The sequence below is a fragment of the Streptomyces kronopolitis genome, assembly GCF_014646275.1.
Classification (GTDB): domain Bacteria; phylum Actinomycetota; class Actinomycetes; order Streptomycetales; family Streptomycetaceae; genus Streptomyces; species Streptomyces kronopolitis.
This window is the reverse complement of record NZ_BMND01000005.1, coordinates 160,191-182,633: the sequence shown is the minus strand read 5'-3', so window position 1 is coordinate 182,633 and position 22,443 is coordinate 160,191. Positions and strand designations below refer to the sequence as shown.

At 71.8% G+C, this 22,443-nt stretch carries 19 protein-coding genes; 9 read left to right on the top strand and 10 right to left on the bottom strand.

Going from position 1 to position 22,443, the window contains the following annotated elements; translation table 11 throughout:
- Positions 1-53: 53 nt before the first annotated feature.
- A complete protein-coding gene (locus IEY78_RS08765) occupies positions 54-572 on the bottom strand; it encodes a DinB family protein (protein ID WP_189097039.1) in 519 nt (172 codons plus the stop codon).
- 193 nt (positions 573-765) lie between these two features.
- Here IEY78_RS08765 and IEY78_RS08760 point away from each other — a divergent pair, with 193 nt between their 5' ends.
- The gene (locus IEY78_RS08760) at positions 766-2,052 is read left to right on the top strand and encodes a DUF6986 family protein (RefSeq protein WP_189097038.1); all 1,287 of its coding nucleotides are present in this window, start codon (positions 766-768) and stop codon (positions 2,050-2,052) included.
- 70 nt (positions 2,053-2,122) lie between these two features.
- Here IEY78_RS08760 and IEY78_RS08755 read toward each other — a convergent pair whose 3' ends face one another.
- Positions 2,123-3,163, bottom strand: coding sequence for a LacI family DNA-binding transcriptional regulator (locus tag IEY78_RS08755; RefSeq protein ID WP_189097037.1), 1,041 nt, complete (start codon positions 3,161-3,163; stop codon positions 2,123-2,125).
- A 142-nt stretch (positions 3,164-3,305) separates the two neighbouring features.
- On the opposite strand from IEY78_RS08755, the gene IEY78_RS08750 reads away from it, so the two are divergent.
- Positions 3,306-4,289 (top strand): ROK family protein, encoded by a 984-nt coding sequence (locus IEY78_RS08750; protein WP_189097036.1) that lies wholly within the window; start codon positions 3,306-3,308, stop codon positions 4,287-4,289.
- Between the two features lie 93 nt (positions 4,290-4,382).
- On the opposite strand, the gene IEY78_RS08745 is transcribed toward IEY78_RS08750, so the two are convergent.
- A complete protein-coding gene (locus IEY78_RS08745; protein ID WP_189097035.1) occupies positions 4,383-6,446 on the bottom strand; it encodes an NPCBM/NEW2 domain-containing protein in 2,064 nt (687 codons plus the stop codon).
- Positions 6,447-7,693: 1,247 nt separating this feature from the next.
- Between IEY78_RS08745 and IEY78_RS08740 the strand changes: the two genes are divergently transcribed.
- Positions 7,694-8,728, top strand: a complete 1,035-nt coding sequence (locus tag IEY78_RS08740; protein WP_189097034.1) for an NUDIX hydrolase — start codon at positions 7,694-7,696, stop codon at positions 8,726-8,728.
- 104 nt (positions 8,729-8,832) lie between these two features.
- On the opposite strand, the gene IEY78_RS08735 is transcribed toward IEY78_RS08740, so the two are convergent.
- The gene (locus tag IEY78_RS08735; protein ID WP_189097033.1) at positions 8,833-10,194 is read right to left on the bottom strand and encodes a dipeptidase; all 1,362 of its coding nucleotides are present in this window, start codon (positions 10,192-10,194) and stop codon (positions 8,833-8,835) included.
- Between the two features lie 178 nt (positions 10,195-10,372).
- Between IEY78_RS08735 and IEY78_RS08730 the strand changes: the two genes are divergently transcribed.
- Positions 10,373-11,578 carry a geranylgeranyl reductase family protein gene (locus IEY78_RS08730; protein WP_189097032.1) on the top strand — a complete coding sequence of 402 codons (1,206 nt, stop codon included), beginning with the start codon at positions 10,373-10,375 and terminating at the stop codon, positions 11,576-11,578.
- 382 nt (positions 11,579-11,960) lie between these two features.
- On the opposite strand, the gene IEY78_RS08725 is transcribed toward IEY78_RS08730, so the two are convergent.
- Positions 11,961-12,713 carry a maleylpyruvate isomerase family mycothiol-dependent enzyme gene (locus IEY78_RS08725; protein WP_189097031.1) on the bottom strand — a complete coding sequence of 251 codons (753 nt, stop codon included), beginning with the start codon at positions 12,711-12,713 and terminating at the stop codon, positions 11,961-11,963.
- A 284-nt stretch (positions 12,714-12,997) separates the two neighbouring features.
- A complete protein-coding gene (locus tag IEY78_RS08720; RefSeq protein ID WP_229699793.1) occupies positions 12,998-14,242 on the bottom strand; it encodes an MFS transporter in 1,245 nt (414 codons plus the stop codon).
- A 17-nt stretch (positions 14,243-14,259) separates the two neighbouring features.
- Here IEY78_RS08720 and IEY78_RS08715 point away from each other — a divergent pair, with 17 nt between their 5' ends.
- Entirely contained in the window at positions 14,260-15,480 is a 1,221-nt protein-coding gene (locus IEY78_RS08715) for an ROK family protein (RefSeq protein WP_189097030.1), read from the top strand.
- 35 nt (positions 15,481-15,515) lie between these two features.
- Positions 15,516-15,899: a PPOX class F420-dependent oxidoreductase gene (locus tag IEY78_RS08710; RefSeq protein ID WP_189097029.1), complete on the top strand. Its 384-nt coding sequence runs from the start codon at positions 15,516-15,518 to the stop codon at positions 15,897-15,899.
- Positions 15,900-16,040: 141 nt separating this feature from the next.
- On the opposite strand, the gene IEY78_RS08705 is transcribed toward IEY78_RS08710, so the two are convergent.
- Entirely contained in the window at positions 16,041-16,586 is a 546-nt protein-coding gene (locus tag IEY78_RS08705) for a DUF4352 domain-containing protein (protein ID WP_189097028.1), read from the bottom strand.
- A gap of 539 nt (positions 16,587-17,125) precedes the next feature.
- Here IEY78_RS08705 and IEY78_RS08700 point away from each other — a divergent pair.
- The 3 genes from IEY78_RS08700 (at position 17,126) to IEY78_RS08690 (ending at position 19,831) form a co-directional block, all read left to right on the top strand.
- Entirely contained in the window at positions 17,126-18,364 is a 1,239-nt protein-coding gene (locus IEY78_RS08700) for a helix-turn-helix transcriptional regulator (protein WP_189097027.1), read from the top strand.
- A 93-nt stretch (positions 18,365-18,457) separates the two neighbouring features.
- A complete protein-coding gene (locus tag IEY78_RS08695) occupies positions 18,458-18,667 on the top strand; it encodes a hypothetical protein (RefSeq protein WP_189097026.1) in 210 nt (69 codons plus the stop codon).
- Positions 18,668-18,925: 258 nt separating this feature from the next.
- A complete protein-coding gene (locus IEY78_RS08690; RefSeq protein WP_229699792.1) occupies positions 18,926-19,831 on the top strand; it encodes a radical SAM/SPASM domain-containing protein in 906 nt (301 codons plus the stop codon).
- Between the two features lie 687 nt (positions 19,832-20,518).
- Here IEY78_RS08690 and IEY78_RS08685 read toward each other — a convergent pair.
- From IEY78_RS08685 to IEY78_RS08675, 3 genes are all read right to left on the bottom strand, one after another.
- Positions 20,519-21,139 carry a TetR/AcrR family transcriptional regulator gene (locus tag IEY78_RS08685; RefSeq protein ID WP_229699791.1) on the bottom strand — a complete coding sequence of 207 codons (621 nt, stop codon included), beginning with the start codon at positions 21,137-21,139 and terminating at the stop codon, positions 20,519-20,521.
- A gap of 175 nt (positions 21,140-21,314) precedes the next feature.
- Positions 21,315-21,818 (bottom strand): ATP-binding protein, encoded by a 504-nt coding sequence (locus tag IEY78_RS08680; RefSeq protein ID WP_189097024.1) that lies wholly within the window; start codon positions 21,816-21,818, stop codon positions 21,315-21,317.
- A gap of 174 nt (positions 21,819-21,992) precedes the next feature.
- A complete protein-coding gene (locus IEY78_RS08675) occupies positions 21,993-22,280 on the bottom strand; it encodes a hypothetical protein (protein WP_189097023.1) in 288 nt (95 codons plus the stop codon).
- Positions 22,281-22,443: the final 163 nt, after the last annotated feature.

The following is a 22,443-nucleotide window of genomic DNA, read 5'->3' as shown; positions in this document are numbered from 1 at the left end:
GTACGCAGCGATGCGTACGGGGCCTCGTGCGATCGCGGGCCGGGCCGGCGGGGTCAGCCGCCCGCCGCTCCGTCGATCCGCTCCCGCAGCAGATCCGCGTGGCCGTTGTGGCGGGCGTACTCCTCGATCAGGTGGACGTAGATCCAGCGCAGATTCAGCGTCAGGTCCTCGCGGGGCCGGAAGGTCTCGTCCAGACCGCGGTCCGCCACGGCCTTGTCGCAGGCCTCGGTCTCGGCGCGGAAGGTGGCGAAGGTGCGCTCGGCGGTGGCCGGGTCGAGGTCGTCGAAATCGGCGTCGGGGTTCTCCTCGGTCATGTAGTGGTCCCCGATGTCCTCAGCGGCGAAGCGCCGGCGGAACCAGGTGCGTTCGACATCGGTCAGATGGCGTACCAGCCCGAGCAGCGTGAGGTTGGAGGGCGGGCTGCTCGCCTCGGCGAGCTGTTCGGCGGTGAGTCCGGCGCACTTGGTGAGCAGGGTGTCGCGGTGGAAGTCGAGCCAGCGCTGGAGCATCTCCCGCTCGCCGGCCGCGGCGGGGAAGTCTCTGCGCTCGATGGAGGGTGCGATCCACGTCATGCCGCCGATTCTGTCGGGGCGTGCCCCCGGGGGCCACGGGTTTTCGGGCCGCACGGGGCCCGTGGCCTGCGGTGTCCCGGGCGAGGGGTGTTGACCCCGCAGAACCGGCACCGATAGCTTCGCTATACGGATTGTTGATTCCATTGAGCGGAAAGCGCTCGCGTGTCGGGCGGATGCACCGGGAGGGTACCGAATGGGGCAGCAGGAGACCGTGGCGACGAGCCTCGCGGACACCGTACGGGAGGGCATCGGCGCCGCCCTCGCCGAGGTGGACGCGGATCTGGCACGGCGCTACCCGGGCGACCCCGGCACCCGGCAGCCGGTCCACACGGTCTATGTCCCCGGCGACGCCCTCACTGCCGGGACCGCGCGCTCCTGGGGCGACCAGGCGCTCGCCGCCCTCGACGCGCACGCCCCGGACGCCGGTGCGCTCGCCGCCGTCCTCGGTCTCCCCGACACGCTCGCCGCCGAGGTGTACGACCGGGTCCGCGCCAAGCTGACCCGCGAGCCGGTCGAGGACCTGCGCATCGACTTCGAGGACGGCTACGGCTCCCGCCCGGACGCCGAGGAGGACGAGGCCGCGGCCCGCGCCGCCGCCCTGGTCTCCGCCGCGCACCGCGAGGGCACCGCGCCCCCGTACACGGGCATCCGGATGAAGTGCATGGAGGCCGCCGTCCGCGACCGCGGCATCCGCACCCTGGACATCTTCCTCACCGGCCTCGTGCGGGCCGGCGGCCTGCCCGACGGCCTGCTGCTGACCCTTCCCAAGGTCACCTACGCCGAGCAGGTCACCGCCATGGTCCGCCTGCTGGAGGCCTTCGAGCAGACGCACGGTTTGGCGAGCGGCCGGATCGGCTTCGAGATCCAGATCGAGACCACCCAGTCGATCCTGGGGGCCGACGGCCGCGCCACCGTCGCCCGCATGATCGAGGCCGCCGAGGGCCGTGCCACCTCGCTCCACTACGGCACCTTCGACTACAGCGCCTCCTGCGGGGTCAGCGCGGCCCACCAGTCCCTCGACCACCCGGTGGCCGACCACGCCAAGGCCGTGATGCAGGTCGCCGCCGCGGGCACCGGCGTCCGCCTCTCCGACGGCTCGACGAACGTGCTGCCGGTCGGCCCGACGGAGCGGGTCCACGACGCCTGGCGGCTGCACTACAAGCTGGTCCGCCGCTCCCTCGCCCGGGCCTACTACCAGGGCTGGGACATGCACCCCGGCCATCTGCCCACCCGTTACGCGGCGGTCTACGCCTTCTACCGCGAGGGCCTGGAGCAGGCCGCGGCCCGGCTGGCGGCGTATGTCGCCAAGGCGGGCGGCGACGTGATGGACGAGCCCGCCACCGCCAAGGCCCTCAGCGGCTATCTGCTGCGCGGCCTGGACTGCGGCGCGGTGGACCCTGGCGAGGTCGCCCGCCTGACCGGGCTGACCCGCGCCGACCTGGACGCCCTCGCGGGCCGGCCGACGACCGCTATGACGTAGCGTCAGCCGGGCGCGGCGCTCGCGGTGGCGGCTTCCCGGGCGAGCGTCGACCGCGGCGCGAAGCGGGAGTTCAGCTCTCCGACGGCGGGATCTCGCCCGAGCCGCGGGCGATCAGACGGGTCGGGATCTCCGTGCTGCGCGGCGGGTCCTCGATGCCGTCGAGGCGGCGGAAGAGCAGCCCGGCGGCCGTGCGGCCCATGTGTGCCGGGTCCTGGGCGACGACCGTGATCGCGGGCCGGACGAGATCGGCCAGCTCGAAGTCGTCGAAGCCCACCAGCGCCACCGGGCGCGGGCGTTCGCGGAGCACCCGGACGGCGGTGACGGTGACCCGGTTGTTGCCCGCGAACACCGCGGTGACCGGTGTGGGCGCATCCAGCATCGTGGTGGTGGCGGCGCGCACCCGGTCGGGCGCGGTGGAGCCGAGCGACACCCAGGAATCGTCGACGGGGAGTCCGGCCGCGGCCATCGCGGAGTGATAGCCGCGCAGTCGCTCCCGTGCGGTGTGGATCCGCGGCTGGTCGCCGATGAAGCCGATCCGGCGGTGGCCGTGCGCGATGAGATGGGCGACCGCGTCCCGGGCGCCGCCGAAGTTGTCGGAGAGCACGGCGTCCGCCTCGATCCGGCCGGCCGGGCGGTCCACGAACACCGTCGCTATCCCGGCCGTGATCTCCGGCTCCAGATAGCGGTGGTCGTCGCCGGCCGGGATGATGACCAGTCCGTCCACCCGCCGTGCGCACAGCGCCAGCACCAACTCCTGCTCACGGGCGGGGTCCTCGGCGCTGGAGCCGTTGATCAGCAGTGCGCCGTGGCGGCGCGCGACCTCCTCGACGGCGCGGTTGAGCGGTCCGTAGAACGGGTCGGCGAGGTCCTCCAGCACCAGGCCGATGCTGGCCGTACGGCCCTTGCGTAGAATCCGGGCGGAGTCGTTACGGCGGAAGCCCAGGGAGGTGATGGCTTCCTGGACGCGTCGTTCGGTGTCCGGAGTGACGCCGGGTTCGCCGTTGACCACACGCGAGACCGTCTTGAGGCCGACGCCGGCGCGTGCCGCGACATCCTTCATCGTGGGCCGGGTGCCATAGCGGCGGGACGTGCCCCGCGCGGTGTCGGTCACGGTGTGCGGTCCTGTTTCTCTCGGCGTCGAGGTATGGCGTCGAGCATAGCCTCTAGACAACGTTGTCAATCAACGGAAGACTGGCGTTCTCACGCCGGGCCGATATCCCCGGTTCCCGGGCCCACCAGGAGATTCATCACCGATGCAGACGGACCTCAGCGCAGCGCTGGACATTGGCGGTACCAAGATCGCCGGCGCTCTGGTGGACGGCCGCGGCACGCTGCTCGCACGGGCCGCCCGGCCCACCCCCGCCGACAAGGACGGGGCCACCGTGATGCGTGCGGTGGCCGAGGTGGTCGGTGAGCTGGCCGCGGCGCCGGACTGGGCCCGGGTGGCGGCCGTCGGCATCGGCAGCGCGGGCCCGGTGAACGCCGCAGCCGGCACCGTCAGCCCGGTCAACATCCCCGGCTGGCGCGACTTCCCGCTCGTCGCCGGGGTGCGGGCGCTCGTCGGGGAGCGTCCGGTCGTGCTGGTCGGCGACGGCGTGGCGATGACCGCGGCCGAGCACTGGCAGGGCGCCGCCCGCGGCCACGCCAACGCGCTGTGCATGGTGGTCTCCACCGGGGTCGGCGGCGGACTCGTGCTCAACGGCCGGCTGCACCCGGGCCCCACGGGCAACGCCGGGCACATCGGCCACATCAGCGTCGACCTCGACGGCGACCCCTGCCCGTGCGGCGCCCGGGGCTGTGTGGAGCGGATCGCCAGCGGCCCCCACATCGCCCGGCGGGCGCTGGCCCAGGGCTGGATGCCGGGCCCCGGCGGCGACGCCAGCGCGGCAGCCGTCGCCGCCGCCGCGCGCACCGGGGACCCCATTGCCGTGCGTTCCTTCGAGCGGGCCGCCCGGGCGCTGGCCGCCGGGATCGCCGCCACCGCCACGCTCGTCGAGATCGATATCGCCGTCATCGGCGGGGGAGTCGCGGGCGCGGGGGAAGTCCTCTTCGCTCCCTTGCGGGCGGCCCTGCGCGACTACGCGACGTTGTCGTTCGTCTCCGGGCTGACGGTCGTCCCCGCCCAGATGGGCACGGACGCCGGTGTGGTGGGGGCCGCCGCGGCCGCCGCCCAGCAGTCCCGCCTCGAAGCCTTCGCGCCGACGGCCGTACCGCGCCCCGAAGTGTCCAAGAGGTGACGGGGCGAACGGGGCGTGGGGTCCGGCCTGTTGGGCCGGACCGCACGGTGGGGGCCCGCTCCGTGCCGGGCGCCCTCCGCGTCAACTCGCCTGTCAGCAGCTGAACTCGGCGTCCGCCCAGTCCGCGTGGTCGTAGTCGATTCCGTCTCCTGCGTCCGTGACGACGAGGCGGACGGTCTGCGCGCCGGTGAGCGCGGCGCTGACGTCGGTGGCGGCCTGCGCGCCGGTCACCGTGGCGGTCCGGGCGACCCGCTTGCCGTCGGCCCAGACCTCGAAGCTCACCGAGCCCCGGTCACCGGCCTCGTCGTCGACACCGGCCCGGGCGTGGAAGGCCGAGCACCGCCCGCCCGTGTAGAAGGTCACCGCGCTGGCGGCGTGCGTGCCCAGGCCGTGCGCGAAGCCGGTGCCGCCGACGCTGATCGGTCTGCCGTCGCCCGCCTCGCGCTCCCCGACGCTGGTGTTCCGCTCCACCGGGCCCCAGCCGTTGTCCGCGGTGAGCCAGGGGAGTTCGGCGGCGTACGAGGTCCCGGACGGCGGTGGCACCACGACATGGGCGGTGCCGGGCAGCGTGGTGCTGATCCGCTCGCCGCGGGGTGAGCGGTAGCGGGCGGTGAGCGGCAGCTCGTAGGCGCCGGGCGTGGTGCCGGCCGGCGCGGTGATCTTCCAGCGGGTGGTGAGCGTCTTCCCGCCGGGCAGCGCAGGCGACGTCGCCGGCGAGACGGCCTCGACGTGCCAGCCGTGCGGGGCCTCGAACGCCACGGTGAGCTGCGTGGCGGGGGTGCCGCCCAGATTGCGCACGGTCGAGCGGAGGTCGGCGGCGGTGCCGTCCTCGATCAGCGGGGTGTGGTCGAGTCCGGTCTCGACGGCCGGCGGGTAGTTGGCCCAGCGCGGGTCGGCGGAGACCCGGTAGACGACGGTGCCGTGTGCCGGCACGGTCGCGGAGACGGTTCCCGTGGTGTGGGTGTCCCGGTGCTGCCACAGGTCGCGCAGCCGGTAGCCGGCAGCTGATGGCAGGCCCGCGTCCGCGGCGGTGGTGGAGATCCGCTGCGGCTGGTCGGACTCGTTGAACAGCGCCACCGCCCGGTCCCCGCCGGCGAGTTGCCTGACCAGCGTCCAGCGGCCGGAATCCGACGCCAGCACCGTGGCCGGTTCGCCCAGCGCGTCCTGGTCGACGGCGATGACGTCGTTGTTGGACAGGATCGCGAACGTCTCCGGGGTCGCCCTGCGCAGATCGGAGCCGATCAGCAGCGGGGCGGCCATCATCGACCACAGCGAGAAGTGGCTGCGGTACTCGGTGTCCGTCATCCCGCCGTTGCCGACTTCCAGCATGTCCGGGTCGTTCCAGTGCCCGGGCCCGGCGTGCGGGGCGAGCGGCAGATTCTGCTTGGCGATCCCGAGCATGCTCGCCCAGGAGTCACTGATGTCGCCGGTGGTGCGCCACAGATGCCCTACGTCCGACGCCCACTCCCAGGGCTTGTTCTCGCCCCATTCGCAGATGCTGTAGACGATGGGCCGCCCGGTGGCCTTCAGCGCGTCGCGCATGGTGCGGTACCGCTGCTCGGCGTCCACGCCGAGGTTATTGCAGTTGTCGTACTTGAGGTAGTCCACGCCCCAGGCGGCGAACTGCTGGGCGTCGGAGGTCTCGTGCCCCAGCCCGCCGGGAAATCCGGCCGGGTTGCAGGTTTTGATGCCGGCGCTCGTGTAGATGCCGAACTTCAGGCCCTTGGAGTGCACATAGTCGGCCACCGCCTTGATGCCGTGCGGGAAACGGTGCGGGTCGGGCACCAGCTTGCCGTTCCCGTCGCGGGTGGGCAGCGCCCAGCAGTCGTCGAGATTGACGTACTGATAGCCGGCGTCCTTCAGGCCCTTGCGGACGAAGAGGTCGGCGATGCCCTTGACCATCTCCTCGTTGAACTCCGCCCGGCACCCTGTGGAGTTCCAGTTGTTGAAGCCCATCGGGGGCGTCTTGGCGAGCCCGCCGGGGAGCCGGGGCGCGGGGGTGTCGCTGGTGGAGGCGGTGCCGGGGGCCGCGGCGTCGGGGGTGCGGGCCGCGGCGGGCAGGGCGGTCACCCCTGCCGTGCACAGCAGCGCGGCGGACAGCGCTCCGACGATTCTTCGGTGACCTCGCCGGTGGGTGGTGCGGATATGAACGCGCATGCTTCGCGTCCTCCGTCTTCGCGAGAGGTGGGTGGGGTCGCGACCGATCGCTGAGGGGTGTTTACGGTAGAGCTTGTTGGAGTCTGTTGGAAGAGGGGTGGCTGGGTTTCCTCTGTGATGGGCAAACCGCCGGCATTTGCGGGGAGTTCGGGGCAGGATCGCGCCATTCGCGTTTGGTTCTGTTTGGTTTGGTCGGAGGGTGACCCGGGGCGTTCGGTCCGTGGGGGCCGGGTCGGCTCGTGGGCCGCCCGCGCGCCCTTCCCCCGCCGCCGACAGGTCTGCGCCAACTCCGGCACTCACTCCGGCACCCACGCCGGTCCGGGCATTCTGCGCCCGGCCCGATCGCCCGTTGCACCGTTCCCGGGGTCCTGCCCCCGCGCGCCGCCTTTCGCGGTCGGTGGCGTGGAGGAGTTCCGCTGCCCGGCGGCTCACCTGTGAACTCACCTCCATATCCGCCGCCATACCGTCCCCCCGTATCCGCCTCCCCGTCCGCATTCCGGTGACGGTGGTGCACACTCCACACGCGGAATGCCCGGCGTTCGGCATCCGCCGCGGAGTGGACGTTCCGGATGCAATACCGGCAGGTCACTCTCCCTCTGTATACCTTCCGTGCGTCCACCAACCGCCTTCCGGTAACTGCTCCGGAAGGACGGTGAATTCCTCCCGGTGGCTGCCGTCGCTGCACGGCGTTGGCGAAATCGCGGCTTCCTTCGCCCCGAGTTCATTACCGGCCGCTATTCCTCCGATGGCGCCCCCAAATCGCCTCCGAATGTCCCCCAAGCCGCCCTGGAACCACCTCATATCGCCGTGCGCTGACGCCCATTGCCTTCCCGCTGAAGCCGGAATTTCCGCTCCGCTCCCGAGGCATTCCCTTTCCCGCCCGGGGCCGGGGCGGGCACGTGCCGGCGGACCGTGCGGAAGCGGCCGTCGACCGCCCATGGGCCGCCGTCATATGCGGGACGGGTCGGCCGCCGGGGCCCGGGAATCCGGTCCGCGGGGGAGGGTTTCGGTTCTGGAGGGGCTGGGGAGCGCTTGTTTGCCGGGGGCTTCGCGGCGGGGATCGGTGACCGGTATCCTCCGCGCGATGCATTTCGCGATCGGCTCGTCCATGGGTGCGCGAAGTCTCCCTGGCCGCGCCGTTGGTCGAATGCGCTACGTTCCCGGTCCTGTGCGCGGCCCCTGTCCCCGGACTTTCCGTGGCAGGGTGTTCCGGGCAACTCACCTGGGTCTAGGGAAGAGGGGAAACCGTGATCGTCTGGCTGAACGGCACGTTCGGTGCGGGCAAGACCACTGCGGCTCAAGAATTGCTCGACCTGCTTCCCGGAAGCACGCTCTACGACCCCGAACTCCTGGGCAGCGGACTGCGGTTGATGCTGCCGGCCAAGCGGTTCGAGGGGATCAGCGACTATCAGGATCTGCCGGCCTGGCGGCGCATGGTCGTGGACACCGCCGCGGCACTGCTCACCGAAGTGCCGGGTCCGCTGATCACGCCGATGACGCTGCTGCGGCAGGAGTATCGCGACGAGATCTTCGGGGCCCTCGCCGCCCGCCGGATTCCCGTACGGCATGTGCTCGTGCACGCGGAGGAAACGATCCTGCGGGACCGAATAGCAGAGCGCGAGAAGGCCTCCGAGGACGCCAGGGCCGCCGCGTCGACGCGCCGGTGGAGCCTGGCCCACCTGGGCCCCTACGCCGACGCGCTGCCCTGGCTGCGGGGCGACGCCCATGTCGTCGACACCGGTCGGCTCACGCCCCGGCAGACCGCCGAGCAGGTCGCCGAGGCCGTCCGGACCGGCGCCGGTGCCTGCGACATCGTGCAGACCCCCGAACCGACCGCCGAGACGCTCGCGGCCGGGGTGCTGCTCTTCGACGACCAGGACCGCGTGCTGCTCGTCGACCCGACCTACAAGGCCGGCTGGGAGTTCCCCGGGGGCGTCGTGGAACGCGGCGAGGCCCCCGCACGCGCCGGGGTGCGGGAGGTCGCCGAGGAACTCGGCATCGAACTGCCCGGCGCGCTCCGGCTGCTCGTGCTGGACTGGGAAGCCCCCAAACCGCCAGGTTTCGGCGGAATGCGGCTGCTCTTCGACGGCGGCACGCTGACCGACGACCGGATCGGCAAGCTGCTGCTGCCCGGCTCCGAACTGCGCGACTGGCGCTTCGTCACCGAGACCGAGGCCGAGAAGATGCTGCCGCCGGTGCGCTGGAACCGGCTGCGCTGGGCGCTGCGCGCCCGCGAACAGGGCTGTCCGCTCCACCTGGAGGCGGGCGTCCCCGTCGGCTGACCACCCGCCGCAACGACCGGGCGCCACCGGGCATCCCGGCCGGCCGCGGCGCCCGTCCCTCCCGGTGAGCCCGCGGGGAGGGACGGGCGCCGCGTATCAGGACCTCAGCCGCGGCTCTTCGCGTATTGCCCCAGGAACAGCGCCTCCGCCAGGGAGAGCCGCTCCAGTTCCTGCGGCGAGACGCTCTCGTTGACCGCGTGGATCTGCGCCTCCGGCTCGCTCAGGCCGATCAGCAGGATCTCCGCGTCCGGGTAGAGACCGGCCAGGGTGTTGCACAGCGGGATGGAGCCGCCCATTCCGGCGGTCTGCATCTCCTCGCCGTCGTACGCCTCGCGCAGCGCCGCGGCCATCGACGCGTACGCCGGGCTGCCGGTGTCCGCGCGGAACGCCTGCCCCTGCCCGACCTGTTCGACGGCGACCCGCGCACCCCACGGGGCGGCGCCCTCCAGATGCGCGGTCAGCAGCTTCGTCGCCTCGACCGCGTCCGTGCCCGGCGGCACCCGCAGGCTCACCAGGGCCCGCGCGCCCGCCTGCACCGAGGGCGTGGCGCCGACCACGGGCGGGCAGTCGATGCCCAGCACGGTGACGGCCGGGCGGGACCAGATCCGGTCCGCGACCGTGCCGCCGCCGAGCAGCCCGACGCCGTCCAGGACCTTGGCGTCCTTGCGGAATTCGGCTTCCGGGTACTCCAGGCCGTCCCAGGTGGCGTCCGCGGCCAGGCCCTGCACCGTCGTCGAACCGTCCTCGGCGCGCAGCGAGTCCAGGATCCGGATCAGCGCCGCCAGCGCGTCGGGGGCCGCGCCGCCGAACTGGCCGGAGTGCAGATTGCCCTCCAGGGTGTCGACCCGGACGCGCACCAGGGTCATCCCGCGCAGCGTGGCGGTCACCGTCGGCAGGCCGACCCGGAAGTTGCCGGCGTCGCCGATCACGATGGCGTCGGCGGCCAGCAGCTCGGGGTGGGCCTCGGCGTAGCGCTCCAGACCGCCGGTGCCCTGCTCCTCGGAACCCTCCACGATCACCTTGACGTTGACCGGCACCCCGCCGTGCTCCTTCAGCGCGCGCAGCGCCGTCAGATGCATGATCAGGCCGCCCTTGCAGTCGGCGGCGCCGCGGCCGTACCAGCGGCCGTCGCGCTCGGTCAGCTCGAACGGCGGGGAGAGCCAGGCGTCCTCGTCCAGCGGCGGCTGCACGTCGTAGTGCGCGTACAGCAGGACCGTCGGGGCGCCGGCCGGGCCGGGCAGGAAGCCGTAGACGGACTGGGTCCCGTCGGGGGTGTCCAGCAGCGCCACGTCCTGGAAGCCGTCCGCCCGCAGCGCATCGGTGATCCACCGGGCGGCCGCCTCGCACTCGCTCCGGGGGAACTGGGCCGGGTCCGCGACCGACTTGAAGGCCACCAATTCGGCCAGTTCTGTCCTGGCGCGCGGCTGCAGTGCGGCGACGGTCTGTGCGAGCGGACGGTCAGACATGGAACGCTCCTTGTGGGCGCGGCGTTGTGCGTACGGGCCGTGTCGGCCTCGTGAGCCGGACGGACCGGACGTACGGACATCAGTGCCCCCGATCTTCCCACAGGCCCCACGTCCAACAGGGGCCCGTAGGATGCGGGCGGTACGCCCAGCCAGCCATCGAACGGGAGCAGAAGCACAGGTGAGCAGCGAGCGGACAACGGAGGACAACGAGCAGGTGTGGGACGTCGTGGTGGTGGGCGCGGGGCCTGCGGGCGCCTCGGCCGCGCATGCCGCGGCGTGCACGGGACGCCGGGTGCTGCTCCTGGAGAAGGCGGATCTGCCGCGCTACAAGACCTGTGGCGGCGGCATCATCGGCCCCTCGCGGGACTCGCTGCCGCCCGGCTTCGAGCTGCCGCTGCGGGACCGGGTGCACGCGGTGACGTTCTCGCTGAACGGCCGGCTGACGCGCACCCGACGTTCCAAGAACATGCTCTTCGGGCTGATCAACCGCCCCGAGTTCGACGCCCGGCTCGTCGAGTCGGCCAAGGACGCGGGCGCCACGGTCCGCACCGGTGTCTCGGTCGCCCGGGTGGAGCAGCACGGCGCCGAGGTGCCGGACCGGCGGACCGTCGCGCTGGTGCTGGGCGACGGTGAGGTGGTGCTGGCCCGTGCGGTGGTCGGCGCGGACGGCAGCGCGGGCCGTATAGGAGGCCATGTCGGGGTCAAGGTCGACGAGGTCGACCTGGGCCTGGAGGCGGAGATTCCGGTGCCGCCGCCGGTCGCCGAGGACTGGGCGGGCCGGGTGCTCATCGACTGGGGACCGATCCCCGGCAGCTACGGCTGGGTGTTCCCCAAGGGCGACACCCTCACCGTCGGTGTCATCTCGGCCCGCGGCGAGGGCGCGGCGACCAAGCGCTATCTGGAGGACTTCATCGGCCGGCTGGGCCTGGCCGGCTTCGAGCCGAGCATCTCCTCGGGGCATCTGACGCGCTGCCGCGCCGATGACTCCCCGCTGTCCCGCGGCCGGGTGCTGGTGTGCGGGGACGCCGCCGGGCTGCTGGAGCCGTGGACCCGCGAGGGCATCTCCTTCGCGCTGCGGTCCGGGCGGCTCGCGGGGGAGTGGGCGGTACGGGTCTCCGAGGCGCACGACGCGGTGGACGCCCGCCGCCAGGCCCTCAATTACGCCTTCGCCATCAAGGCGGGCCTCGGTGTGGAGATGGGCGTGGGGCGCCGGATGCTCCAGGTCTTCACCCGCCGCCCCGGCCTGCTGCACGCCGCGATCACGGGCTTCCGCCCCGCCTGGCACACCTTCGCGAAGATCACCCGCGGCAACACCACCCTGGCCGAGATCGTCCGCACCCGCCCGGTGGCCCGGCGGGCGCTGGAGGCGATGGACCGGGGGTGAGCGGCGGACGGGGGCCTTCGGGCGGGCCGTACCCCCCCCCGGGAGTACGGCCGTCCGCGGCGCCGGGCTGACGCCATCAGGGCCGGGTGTGGTCCAGAGCGACCGTGTAGGGAACGCACGGCCGACGTGGGCGCGGCGATGCTCTCGCGTGGACTCAAGCCCATGTCGGCGGCACCCTGCATGAAGCCGGGCGCCTGAGGGTGGGCCCCAACTGGTCGTCCTGGCCTGTGAGTTCGGGTTTGGTGCGACCCAGCTGGCCGGGCTGACCGGGAGGGACGGCGTTCCCGGGGAGAGGGGCGAGCCAGTGGGGCAGCCGGGCAGCGGGACGTGTTCCCGTGACCGGACGCCCCGCCCCCGGACGCCCGCCCCCCGGGCCCCCTCCTCAGATGCTTCCGCGCTCCCGCCACAGCTGCGGCAGGGTCTCGTCGCCGGTGATCTTCAGTGCGTCCCACGGCAGACGGTTCCACAGGGCGAGGTACAGCTCCTCGGCCGGGCCCTCGATCGTGCAGTCCACCGGCTTTGCGGCCTCGGGGCCCTCGATCGTGCGCGTTGTGCGCGGCGGGGCGTCGGAGAGCTGGACGGTCCATTCGGCGCCGGGGGAGTCCGTCGCGCGCAGTCGCAGCGAGCGGGGGAGGTCCGTGCGGAGCTTGCTGCGGTCGCCGGCGTGAAAGCCCGTCAGGATCTCGTCGATGCCGTCGGCGGCGAAGGCGGACGGCAGCGGGGTGAGGGACGCGCCGAGCGCCTGCTGGGCGTCGGCGCGGTGCACCGAGGTCTCGTGTGCCTGGCGGCGCGCCCAGAACGCCAGGGGGGACGGGGCGGGCAGAAACGTCCAGGCCGCCAGGTCCTGCGGGGCGGAGTGCAGGGCCAGGACGAGCTGGTGATGGCCCTCGCGCAGCCAGCCGACGAGCTCGCCGTCGGGCAGATCGGGGGCCTCCGGGAAGGAGCCCGGCTGGTCCTTCCCCTGGGTCACGAACTCCGTCGCCCAGCGGTGGACCCGCCCGATATGACTGACCAGATCCCGCATCTGCCACTCGGGGCAGGCCGGAATCCGGGCATCGGGACCCGCCTCCTCGGCGGCATCGGCGAGCAGGCCTCCGTCCAGTCGCAGCGTTTCGACGAACTCGGTGATCTCCATGCCCCAGAGTGTGCCAGCCGGCACTGACAACGGACCCGCGCGGGTCCCGTTCCCGGCCGGCCTGCGCCATGATCCATTACCCACCGCCACCCGCTCTGACCAGCGCAGAAGCGGTCATTGCGGACTCAACCACCCGGAGTTCGGCTGGGATCGGGACACCGTGCGACGAGGCGCCCCACCGCCCCCCCGCACGCCACACGACGAGCCATGCCTCGCCACGCCGCAGCACGCCACGCCACGCGACGATGCACGGCGGAGCGCGTCCCCTCGCGCCTCCACCCGCCTCACCGGCTTCCGGTTCCGCTCCCGGTTCCGGCGTGGTGCGCCCCGCGGGTGAGGTAGGCGATGCCGGCCGCGACCGCCGCGAGCAGGGCGACCGTGGTCAGGGCGAGGGGCAGGCTCGTGGCCTCCGCGAGGAAGCCGATGGCGGGCGGGCCGAGCAGCATGCCGCCGTAGCCGACGGTCGAGGCCACGGCGACGCCGTCCGCGCCGCCGCTCTCGCCGGCCCGGGCGATGGCGATGGGGAAGATGTTGGCCAGGCCCAGGCCCGCGACGGCGAAGCCGGCACCGGCCGCCCAGACGGTGGGGGCGAGCGCCCCCAGCAGCATGCCCGCGGTAGCCGTGGCCCCGCCCGCGATCAGCGCCCGGGCCGCGCCGAAGCGTTGGACGAGAGCGGTCCCGGAGAGCCGTCCGACGGTCATCGCCAGCGCGAAGACGGCGTAGCCGGCGGCGGCCGTCCCGGGGCCGGCGGCCAGATCCTGGGTGAGGTGCAGTGCGCCCCAGTCGGCCATCGCGCCCTCGCCGTAGGCGGTGCACAGGGCGATCAGCCCGAAGACGACGACCAGGCGCAGCCCCGCGCGTCCGCCCGACGGCCGGCTCTCCGCGGCCGCCGGGCGCCGCTCGGGGACGACCGGAGCCGGGTGGACGTGCAGCGCGCGTCCCGCGACGGCCGTCACCAGCAGTCCGAGCACGGCGAGGAGCACGAGGTGGACGGTGGGGGACAGGCTGCCCGCGACCAGCCCGCCGAGCCCGGCGCCGAGCATGCCGCCGAGGCTGAAGGCGGCGTGGAAGCTGGGCATCACCGGGCGCCGCAGGGCGCCGATGAGGTCGACCGCCGCGCTGTTCATCGCGACGTTGAGGGAGCCGTAGGCGGCGCCGAAGACCAGCAGGACCAGGCCCAGCGCGGTGGCCGAGTGGGTCAGCGGCGGCAGCACGATGCTCAGCGCGAGGGCGGCCGCGGAGGCGGTGGTCACGGTGTGGCTGCCGAACCGCCGGCACAGCCGCCCGGTGAGCATCATGAAGGCGACCGCGCCGGCCGACACGCCGAGCAGCGCGAGTCCGAGGGTCCCGGCCCCGGCGCCCGTCTGCGCCTTGATCGCGGGGATCCGGACGACCCAGCCGGCGAAGAGGAAGCCGTCCATGGCGAAGAACGCGGTGAGGGCGACGCGGAGCGGGGTGAGGTGCGGATCGGTGGGGAACGGGCCGCGGTGCGGGGTCAGGGCGGCCCGTATTTTGTTTAGTGTCGGCACAAAGTCAGAATAGAGGGGTGACCCAGACTCGGACAACCAGGTTGGAGCGGGGCCGTGGCGCACTCGGCCCCGCACTGGAGCTTGTACACACCGGACGCGCGCCCACCCGCGCCGTCCTGACCTCCGAACTCGGCGTGACCCGCGCCACCGCGGGGGCGGTGGCCGCCGAGCTCGAAGCGCTCGGCCTGATCACCGTCGACTCCCGGCCGACCGCCTCGGCAGGCTCCCAAGGACGCCCCTCCCACCGGCTGTTCGTCGCCGAGCGCGGACCCGTCGTGCTCGCCGCGCAGATCCACGCCGACGGGTTCCGGGTCGCGCTGGTCGCCCTCGGGGGCCGCATCGTGGCGACCTCGACCGGCTGCGGCACCATCCCCGCCGACCCGGCGCACGTGCTCGCCGACGCCGTCGGGGCCGGTGCGGAGCTGCTGCGCGAGACCGGACGGCGCTGCCTCGGCGCCGGTCTCGCGGTGCCCTCCGCGGTCGCCGAACCGGACGGCGAGGCCCTCAACCCGCTGCACCTCGCCTGGCCCGCGGGCGCCCCGGTCCGCGCGCTGTTCCTGCGTGCGCTCACCGACGCCGGCATCCCGGGCGTCACCGACGCGATCGGCTTCACCGGTAACGACGTCAACCTCATGGCGCTCGCCGAGCACCGCCACGGCGCCGGCCGGGGCGCCCGCGATCTGCTCTGTGTGGCCTCCGGCCACCGCGGCGTCGGCGGGGCGCTGGTGCTCGACGGCCGTCTGCACAGCGGCAGTTCGGGCCTGGCACTGGAGGTCGGCCATCTGACGGTCAACCCCGAAGGGGCGCCCTGCCACTGCGGCAGCCGCGGCTGCCTGGACGTCGAGGCGGACCCGCTCGCCTTCCTCGGCGCCGCGGGCCGCGAACCGGGCCCCGAGGTCTCGCTGCTCCAGCAGGCCGCCGATCTGCTGCGGGACGAGTACGCCGATCCGGGCGTCCGTGCCGCGGCCGATCTGCTCATCGACCGCCTGGGCCTCGGGATCGCCGGGCTCGTCAACATCCTCAACCCCGACCGCATCATCCTCGGCGGCCTCCACCGCGACCTGCTGAAGGCCGACCCGGAGCGGCTGCGCGCGGTCGTCGCCGACCGCAGCCTGTGGGGCCGCAGCGGCGGGGTGCCGATCCTGCCGTGCGGGCTCGACCACAACAGCCTGGTCGGCGCTGCCGAGCTGGCCTGGCAGCCGGTGCTGGACGATCCGCTGGTCGTCCTCGACCGGTAGCGGCCGCCCGCGAACCGACGGCCTAGGCTGCGCTCATGATTCCCGAAGAGGTCGCGCGCAGCCCGTACGTCAGCCTGGTCACCTTCCGCAGGAACGGCACCCCGGTGGCCACCCCTGTCTGGGCGGTCGCCGAGGGCGGCGAACTCCTGGTGTGGACGCGGGACGACAGCGGGAAGGTCAAGCGGCTGCGCAACGGCGCGCGGGTGACCGTCACCCCGTGCGATGTGCGCGGGCGGATCGCCGAGGGCGCGCAGAGCCTCGAAGGCACCGGCCGGCTCCTGGAGGGCAGCGCCGCGCTCGGCCGGGTGCGCAAGGCGATGGCGCGCAAATACGGGCTGCGGTTCCGGCTGATGGACGGCGTCGGCGCGCTGGTGCGCGGCGGGCGGCGGCCCCATGTGGGGATCTCCGTCACGCTGTAGTGGGTGCGGCCGCGGCCCGGTCCGGGGGCGGGGTCCGCGGCCAGACGGCGGCGAAGGCGCGGGCGGGGTGGGTGGTCTGCTCAGTTCACAGCTAGCCCCGCCGCGAAGGAGAGGCCCCGCGGCAGGGCTTTTCCATGCGTGCTAGTCGGCTGGCAGCTCGAACGAGAGCGATGCAGCGGCCAGCCCGTCGTAGAAGTTCACCTTCCCGCCCATCCGCGGGACGTCAAGGACGACATCCCCAGTGACGTTCTGACCGGGCCGGTACGTCGCATCGACGTCCTGGCCGACGTCGGTCTTCTCCAGCGTCGAAGCGTCCTGCTCCGCGGTCTGGGTGTCCTCCCACTTCATCAGCCCGTACGGGTGGAAGCCGCCGTCCTTGTTTCCGATGTTCTTCACGGTGAGCGTGAGGATGACGAACTGACCCTTGGGCTTGCTCGTCGTGTTGATCTCCGAGGGGCTCACCGTCCTCACGTCTTTCAGTGTGATCTGCATCTTCGTTTTCACGTGTGTCGCACTGTCCTCGGCCGTGTACGTACCGGACTTGCCGACGGCGACGAGGGGAGTCTTCGCAGGCGTCTCTGACGGCTCCACGGCAGCGTCTGCAGCTTTCCCTTCGGCAGCCCCCTGAGGGCCCGCAGGGGCGGCGTCAGGGGCCTTGCTGAAGGGTGAACACCCTGCTGTCAGCACGGCAGTTATTAGCGCGCCTACGGCCAATGTGGCGACGCGAATGGATGGGCGCATGGCGCTCCCCCGAATTCCTCATGTGGGCCCCCTGCCCGCGAATGAGTGGACTGTACGGCATGCCCGGATTGGAGGGAGGCGGAATGGCGTGGGGAAGGAAGTACCCGCCTGCCGGTTGCATTGATGGAACACTTCGTGCGTCACGGCCCCGGCGATGTTCAGGGCATGCCCGTCACGCACGGGACGAGTACACGGGGGCTTCGTCGTGGCGTGGCAGAGGCTCAGGACTCGTCGTGACGCCATGGGCTGCACCCGCGGGACTGCGAGAGCACCGCGTGGAGCGGGCAGGTCGTCAGGTGGCACGTGATCGAGAGTCCGGCGCTCACTGCGGAAGAGCGTCGCGGTGGAAGAGCGTCGCGCCGCAACCCTCCGCATGGCGGAGTGGGGACGGCAAGGATGAGTAAGAAAGCCCCCGTCGGGATCATCCGACGGGGGCTTTTTGTGTCACGTCACCCGAGTACGCTGGGACCGAGGTAGGTGAGGCGATGTCTGCGCAGATCTCCAACAACGTCCGTACCCTCCGCCGTCGGTCGGGCCTGACGCAAGAAGGCCTGGCTCATGCCGCGGGACTCTCCAGCACCACCGTGGCGAACATTGAGCAAGGTGGTTCGGCCAGGATGGAAACCTTTGCCCGGTTGGCAGAGGCTTTGGGTGTGGACACAGAAGCACTCTTCGCGTCGGGCACTCCGCATCCCGCGCCGGATGACAAGGGCAACCGCCGCTACCTGTTGGATTTGCGGCGTCAGCTCATGCCGCCCGTTGGTCTCGTCGACGCGCCGGCTGAGTCGGTGACGGTGGCAAGCCGGACGGATCTGGAACGCCGGATTGACGTTGCCCACGCCCACTACCACGCCGACGAGTACGACGAAATGGCACGCTGCCTGCCTGGTGTGCTGGCCGGGACGAAGGCGGCTCTGTTTGCCGCAGAAGGTGATGACTGTCGCCGGGCGATGCTCAGTACGAACGCGCGTGCCCACCTGGTCACGGGAAAGTACCTCACTCAGGTTCGTCAGTACGATCTTGCGTACCAAGCACTCTCCGCAGGCATCCGTGATGCTCGTTCAGCGGAGGACCAGACGACTGCAGCCGTGGGGGTTGTCGGACTGTGCTGGCTGCTCCTCCGACAGGACCGGTTCTCCGAAGCGCAAGATCTCGCGGTGACGACGGCGGACGCCGTGGAGCCCCGCATGTCGACGGCGACAGCCGGCCAGCTGGCGGTATGGGGAGAGTTGGCTCTCCGAGTCGCTTCCGCCGCAGTGCGCAACGGTCGGAAGGGCGACGTCGTGGACGCCCGTCGGATGGCTGCTAGCGCAGCTTCCGCGATGGGGCGCGAGGCTACCAATTTCCGTACGCACTGGGGCACGTTCGGCCCTGCAACGGCGGCAGTCAAGACCATTGAGGACAGGTCGCTGATGCGCGACGCTCGCGGGGTGCTGCGGGACTCTGATCAAGGACCGCTGGCAGGAGCTACGTTGCGACGTCTCGGGCGCCCCAGTCCCAGCAGTTGGAACAGGCACCGCCTGGACGTCGTTCGGGCGCACGCCTTGCTGGGGTCTCATCAAGACGCCATGGATGAGTTGAAGGCGCTCCGCGGCGAAGCTCCGGAGTGGCTCAAGCACCAGTCGATTGCCCGGCAGTTGATGGAGGACATCCTCAAGCGCCGCAAGCGCACCTTGACGAAGGACATGCGTCTGATGGCCTCTCACCTGGGCATCTCCGGCTAACTACCGTGTAGCCCGGTAGTTGTGCGGATCCATACCGCGAACTACCGGACGGCGCCCGTGGTATATCACTCTCCGTCGGCCGATGGTTACAGCATGACCGAGCCGAAGGGGACGATGTCGCCGCCAGTGCACGTCACGCCCTCGTACAACCCCAACGCAGCGCCGGCCCCCGGCTGCGATGTCTGCGCCGCACTGGACAAGCAGCGCCTGGAAGCACGGGAGCGGGAGGACTGCGCGTCCGCAGCAATCGCCGGTGTCGAGATCATGAACCACCCGCACACGGGGCGCAGGCGGTCGTCATGATGTCGAACGGCGACCCGGAGCCGCAGCACGGTCGGCTGGGCGACGTGCTGCTGGACGCACTCTCGTCCGCCCCTACATCATCCCCGGCGACGTCCGGTTCGTCCCGTCGTCAGAGGCTGTAGCGCCCTGCTCGTACCCGTGCGACCACTGCAAGCGGGCAGGTCGGCAATGAGGTGGTGACAGTGCCGTACCGGCGGGGAAGTGGCTGCTTCCCCGCCGGGCCATTCGCAGAGGACCCAGGGCTGGAGAGGATCACTCATGGCAGCATCAACGTTACTGAAGTTCGCGTGGCTGGAGGTCACGGGATTCTGCAACGAGAGTTGCGATCACTGCTACGCAGACTCGTCCCCGCAGGGTACCCACGGGACCATGACGGTCGAGGACTGGAAGCGCACCATCGACCAGTTGACGGGGATGGGTGTCACAGATGTGCAGTTCATCGGCGGCGAGCCGACCTTGTACCCGCACCTGCGCGAGCTGATCAACTACGCTCACGTGGCGGGACTTGCAATCGAGGTGTTCTCGAACCTCACGCACATCAAGGATCACCTGTGGGACGCGTTCTCGGAGTTTGATATCAAGCTCGCGACGTCCTACTACTCCGCCAGCGCGCAGGATCACGACAAGGTGACCAACCTGCGAGGCTCCCACCGACGCACCCGCAGGAACATCGAGAAGGCGCTGAGTCTGGGTATCCCACTTCGCGGCGGTGTGGTCGCGGTGAACACACAACAGCGTGTGCACGAAGCGGCGGAAGACCTGACAGCCCTCGGGGTTGAGCAGGTGGGCCGGGACCGCACGAGGGCGTTCGGGCGAGCCAGCAGGGGCGCGACGCCCACCATCGCCGATCTGTGCGGGCACTGCGGTTACGAGAAATGCGCCATCGGGCCGACGGGGGACGTGTGGCCATGTGTGCTGGGGCGCTTTCTGCGCATCGGGAATGTACTCGAGACACCGCTCTCCGAAATTTGGGGCGGAGCGCGGATGACTGATGTGCTAGCCGAGATCACGGCAGTACACGGGGAAGGCGCACAGTCGTGCACACCTCCGCAATTCCTCCCTATGTGCGGCCCATGCGGGCCGTGTCCCCCCTCCGTCGGTCACTGCGACCCGAAGGAGGCTGCCGCACAGGCGAAGACAGCTACCATCGCCGCACCCGCGTAACTCAGAGGCCCGCAGGAGCGTAGATGGATGATCACGGGGACGACTTCGGTGATTGGTTCCAGGAGAGGCAGCACGTCCAGCGCTCTGAGGAGGAGTGGCTCATGATCGCCCAATACGTGCGGCACGCAGCCATCAAGATTCTCGGGCCAGAACAGATTCCGTTGTGCCTTCCTGGTGAGCCGCAGGAGTGCGGACGAGGTGCCCAGCAACATGTGCTGGCGTGGGCTGCGCACCTCAAGGCAGCTGCGCAGAACCTTATTGTGGAGTCGGCTCCGTCCCCCGCGCGGGCTGCCCACGTCGCCGGCCCTCTGTACCAAAGGCGACTGGCAGAGCTGCGACACCAGAAGCTCTCAGCGGACCCCACGCGCTGACCAGATCCGCTCCCGCCTGTTTCCTCCCCCCCCGGTGGGACATGGGCGGGGTTCGCACCATCACAGCCCCGTTCGCGAAGCCCTCAGTGGCTGCGGATGGGGCTTCTCATGTCCCAGTGCCCTTGGTGTCGCGCCGGCTGGAGATGGCCGCCTGAGCGACCGTAGGGAGCGTGAGGGAGCGCTCCGTGTCGACGGCGAATCCCCTTTCTGAAGGAGGGACCGCAGCGCCGGTCGGACCTCGTCGACCAGTTCGTTGACCAGGTCGTCGTCGGTGGGGGAGCCGCCGGCTTGCAGGCGTTCGGCGACGCAACGGGCTTCAGCCGGTGAGGCCCGCGGCGGGCAGGACCTGGGCGGCGAGCAGGGACAGTACGCCGCGGACGGCGGCGTCGAAGGGGGCGGTGTCGTCCGCGGCGCGGGCCAGGACGTAGCCGCCCTGGACGACGGCCGCGACGGTCGCGGCGCAGGCCACCGGATCCAGCCCGCCGGCCAGCTCGCCGCGGCGCTGCCCCTCGGCGAGGACCTCGGCGATCCGCTCCCGCAGGCGGCCGAACATCTCGTCCAGCGGCGCCCGCAGCTCGGGGCTGTCCACCACCTCGCGGTCCTGCGTCATCCGGCCGACCGGGCAGCCGCGCAGCACCTGCCGCTCGCGCAGCAGATAGGCGGCGACCCGGTCGTACGCCGTGCCGGGGCCGGTCAGGCACTCCTCGGCGGCCTCCGCCATGTCCCGCACGGTCCGCCGGAGCGCCGTGAGGGCGAGGTCGGACTTGCCGGTGAAGTGGTGGTACATGCTGCCCTGGCCGGCGTCCGCGCGCTCCAGGATCGCCTTGGGGCTGGTGCCGACGTACCCGCGCTCCCACAGGAGTTCCTGGGTGCCGCGCACCAGCCGCTCCCGTGTGCCGGGCCGTTCCCGGGGGCCGGGCTGCTCCTGCGTGCTCATGCGGGGACTGTACATACCAGTAGTTACAGAAGGCAAGGGCGGGCATCTCACAAGAGCGGGCATCTCAGAGGCGGCCGGCCGCGCGACCGGAGCGGGTGGCCGGGCTCCCGGTGCTGCCTGCGGCCTACCGGTGAGGCCGCCGGCCGTGCGGCGGTGCCGTACGGCCGGCGGCCCGTCAGCCGACCTTCGTGCCCCGCAGCCGCAGTTGCGGACCGGCCGCCGCGGCGTCCGTCAGGGGCAGCGGCTCCCCGTCGGCCCGGCCCGCGCGGGCCTCGCCGGGCGCGGTGGTCAGGGCCGGAAGGGTGAACCACACGACCTTGCCGCTGCCGTCCGGGCGCACTCCCCAGCTCTCGCTGAGCGCCGCGATCAGCGCCAGCCCGCGGCCGCAGGTCTCCCAGGTGCCGGCCGCCCGCAGCCGCGGCAGCCGTGGGTCCTCGTCGTGCACCGAGACCGTCAACTGGTCCAGGAGCACGCGGAGTTCCACGGTGCACTGCTTGCTGGGGCGGGCGTGCCGGTGGACATTCGCGAGGAGTTCGGTCACCCCGAGCGCCGCCGGGTCTATCAGGGCGTCGAGACGCCAGTACCGCAGCTGCGCGGAGACGATTCTGCGCACATGTCCGATGCGAGCCGGAACGGCTTGGAGCTCCACCGTGCAGTGCCTGCTGGGCTGCCTGATCACGACCGCGACTCCCTGATGAGGCCGGGCGCCCCTCGTACCGGGCAGGGGCGAAGATCGGATCCAGCGATGCCGACTGCGCCACAGCGTCACCGCTGGTGAACCCTCAGTGATACGAGTACAGGGTCATCCAGTCGGTGCGCTCCCGCAACCGCACGTCCCGGCCGGAAGCGGCCGTCAGCCGCGCGGTGGACGCGCCGCTTCCAGTGCCTTGAGGAACAGCTCCGGTGCGCCGAGGGTGAGGGAGTAGCGGTGCCCGTTGAGTCGGGCCAGGGCGCGGTCCCGCGCCGCGAACAGCGGCTTGTGGGCCTGCACGGCCTGCAGCGGGGCGCTGTCGATCTCGGTGCCGTAGCTGGTCAGCAGCGCCAGCCTGCCGTCGGCGATGACGACCTGTCCGGCGCGTGTCAAGGACCGCAGCCACCGCTCGATCCGTACGCCGGTCGCGTTGAACTCGGCCTCCGCCATGCCGGCACCTCCTCGGTGAACGGGCAGCTGCCCTCCACCGCCCCTTGGGTGAAGTCTGCCGGTAGGGCGCCCGGCGCACCAGTCTCCCCCGTGCGAAGCGCCCGCAACAGCGCCGCCCCACGGCCTCCTTGGGGTTTCTCAAAGCGATGTTTATGCAGGTAGG

Coding starts and splice junctions, on each gene's coding strand:
- IEY78_RS08765 (WP_189097039.1), bottom strand. CDS start 572: ATGACGTGGATCGCACCCTCCATCGAGCGCAGAGACTTCCCCGCCGCG.
- IEY78_RS08760 (WP_189097038.1), top strand. CDS start 766: ATGGGGCAGCAGGAGACCGTGGCGACGAGCCTCGCGGACACCGTACGG.
- IEY78_RS08750 (WP_189097036.1), top strand. CDS start 3,306: ATGCAGACGGACCTCAGCGCAGCGCTGGACATTGGCGGTACCAAGATC.
- IEY78_RS08745 (WP_189097035.1), bottom strand. CDS start 6,446: ATGCGCGTTCATATCCGCACCACCCACCGGCGAGGTCACCGAAGAATC.
- IEY78_RS08735 (WP_189097033.1), bottom strand. CDS start 10,194: ATGTCTGACCGTCCGCTCGCACAGACCGTCGCCGCACTGCAGCCGCGC.
- IEY78_RS08725 (WP_189097031.1), bottom strand. CDS start 12,713: ATGGAGATCACCGAGTTCGTCGAAACGCTGCGACTGGACGGAGGCCTG.
- IEY78_RS08710 (WP_189097029.1), top strand. CDS start 15,516: ATGATTCCCGAAGAGGTCGCGCGCAGCCCGTACGTCAGCCTGGTCACC.
- IEY78_RS08700 (WP_189097027.1), top strand. CDS start 17,126: ATGTCTGCGCAGATCTCCAACAACGTCCGTACCCTCCGCCGTCGGTCG.
- IEY78_RS08695 (WP_189097026.1), top strand. CDS start 18,458: ATGACCGAGCCGAAGGGGACGATGTCGCCGCCAGTGCACGTCACGCCC.
- IEY78_RS08690 (WP_229699792.1), top strand. CDS start 18,926: ATGGCAGCATCAACGTTACTGAAGTTCGCGTGGCTGGAGGTCACGGGA.
- IEY78_RS08685 (WP_229699791.1), bottom strand. CDS start 21,139: ATGAGCACGCAGGAGCAGCCCGGCCCCCGGGAACGGCCCGGCACACGG.
- IEY78_RS08675 (WP_189097023.1), bottom strand. CDS start 22,280: ATGGCGGAGGCCGAGTTCAACGCGACCGGCGTACGGATCGAGCGGTGG.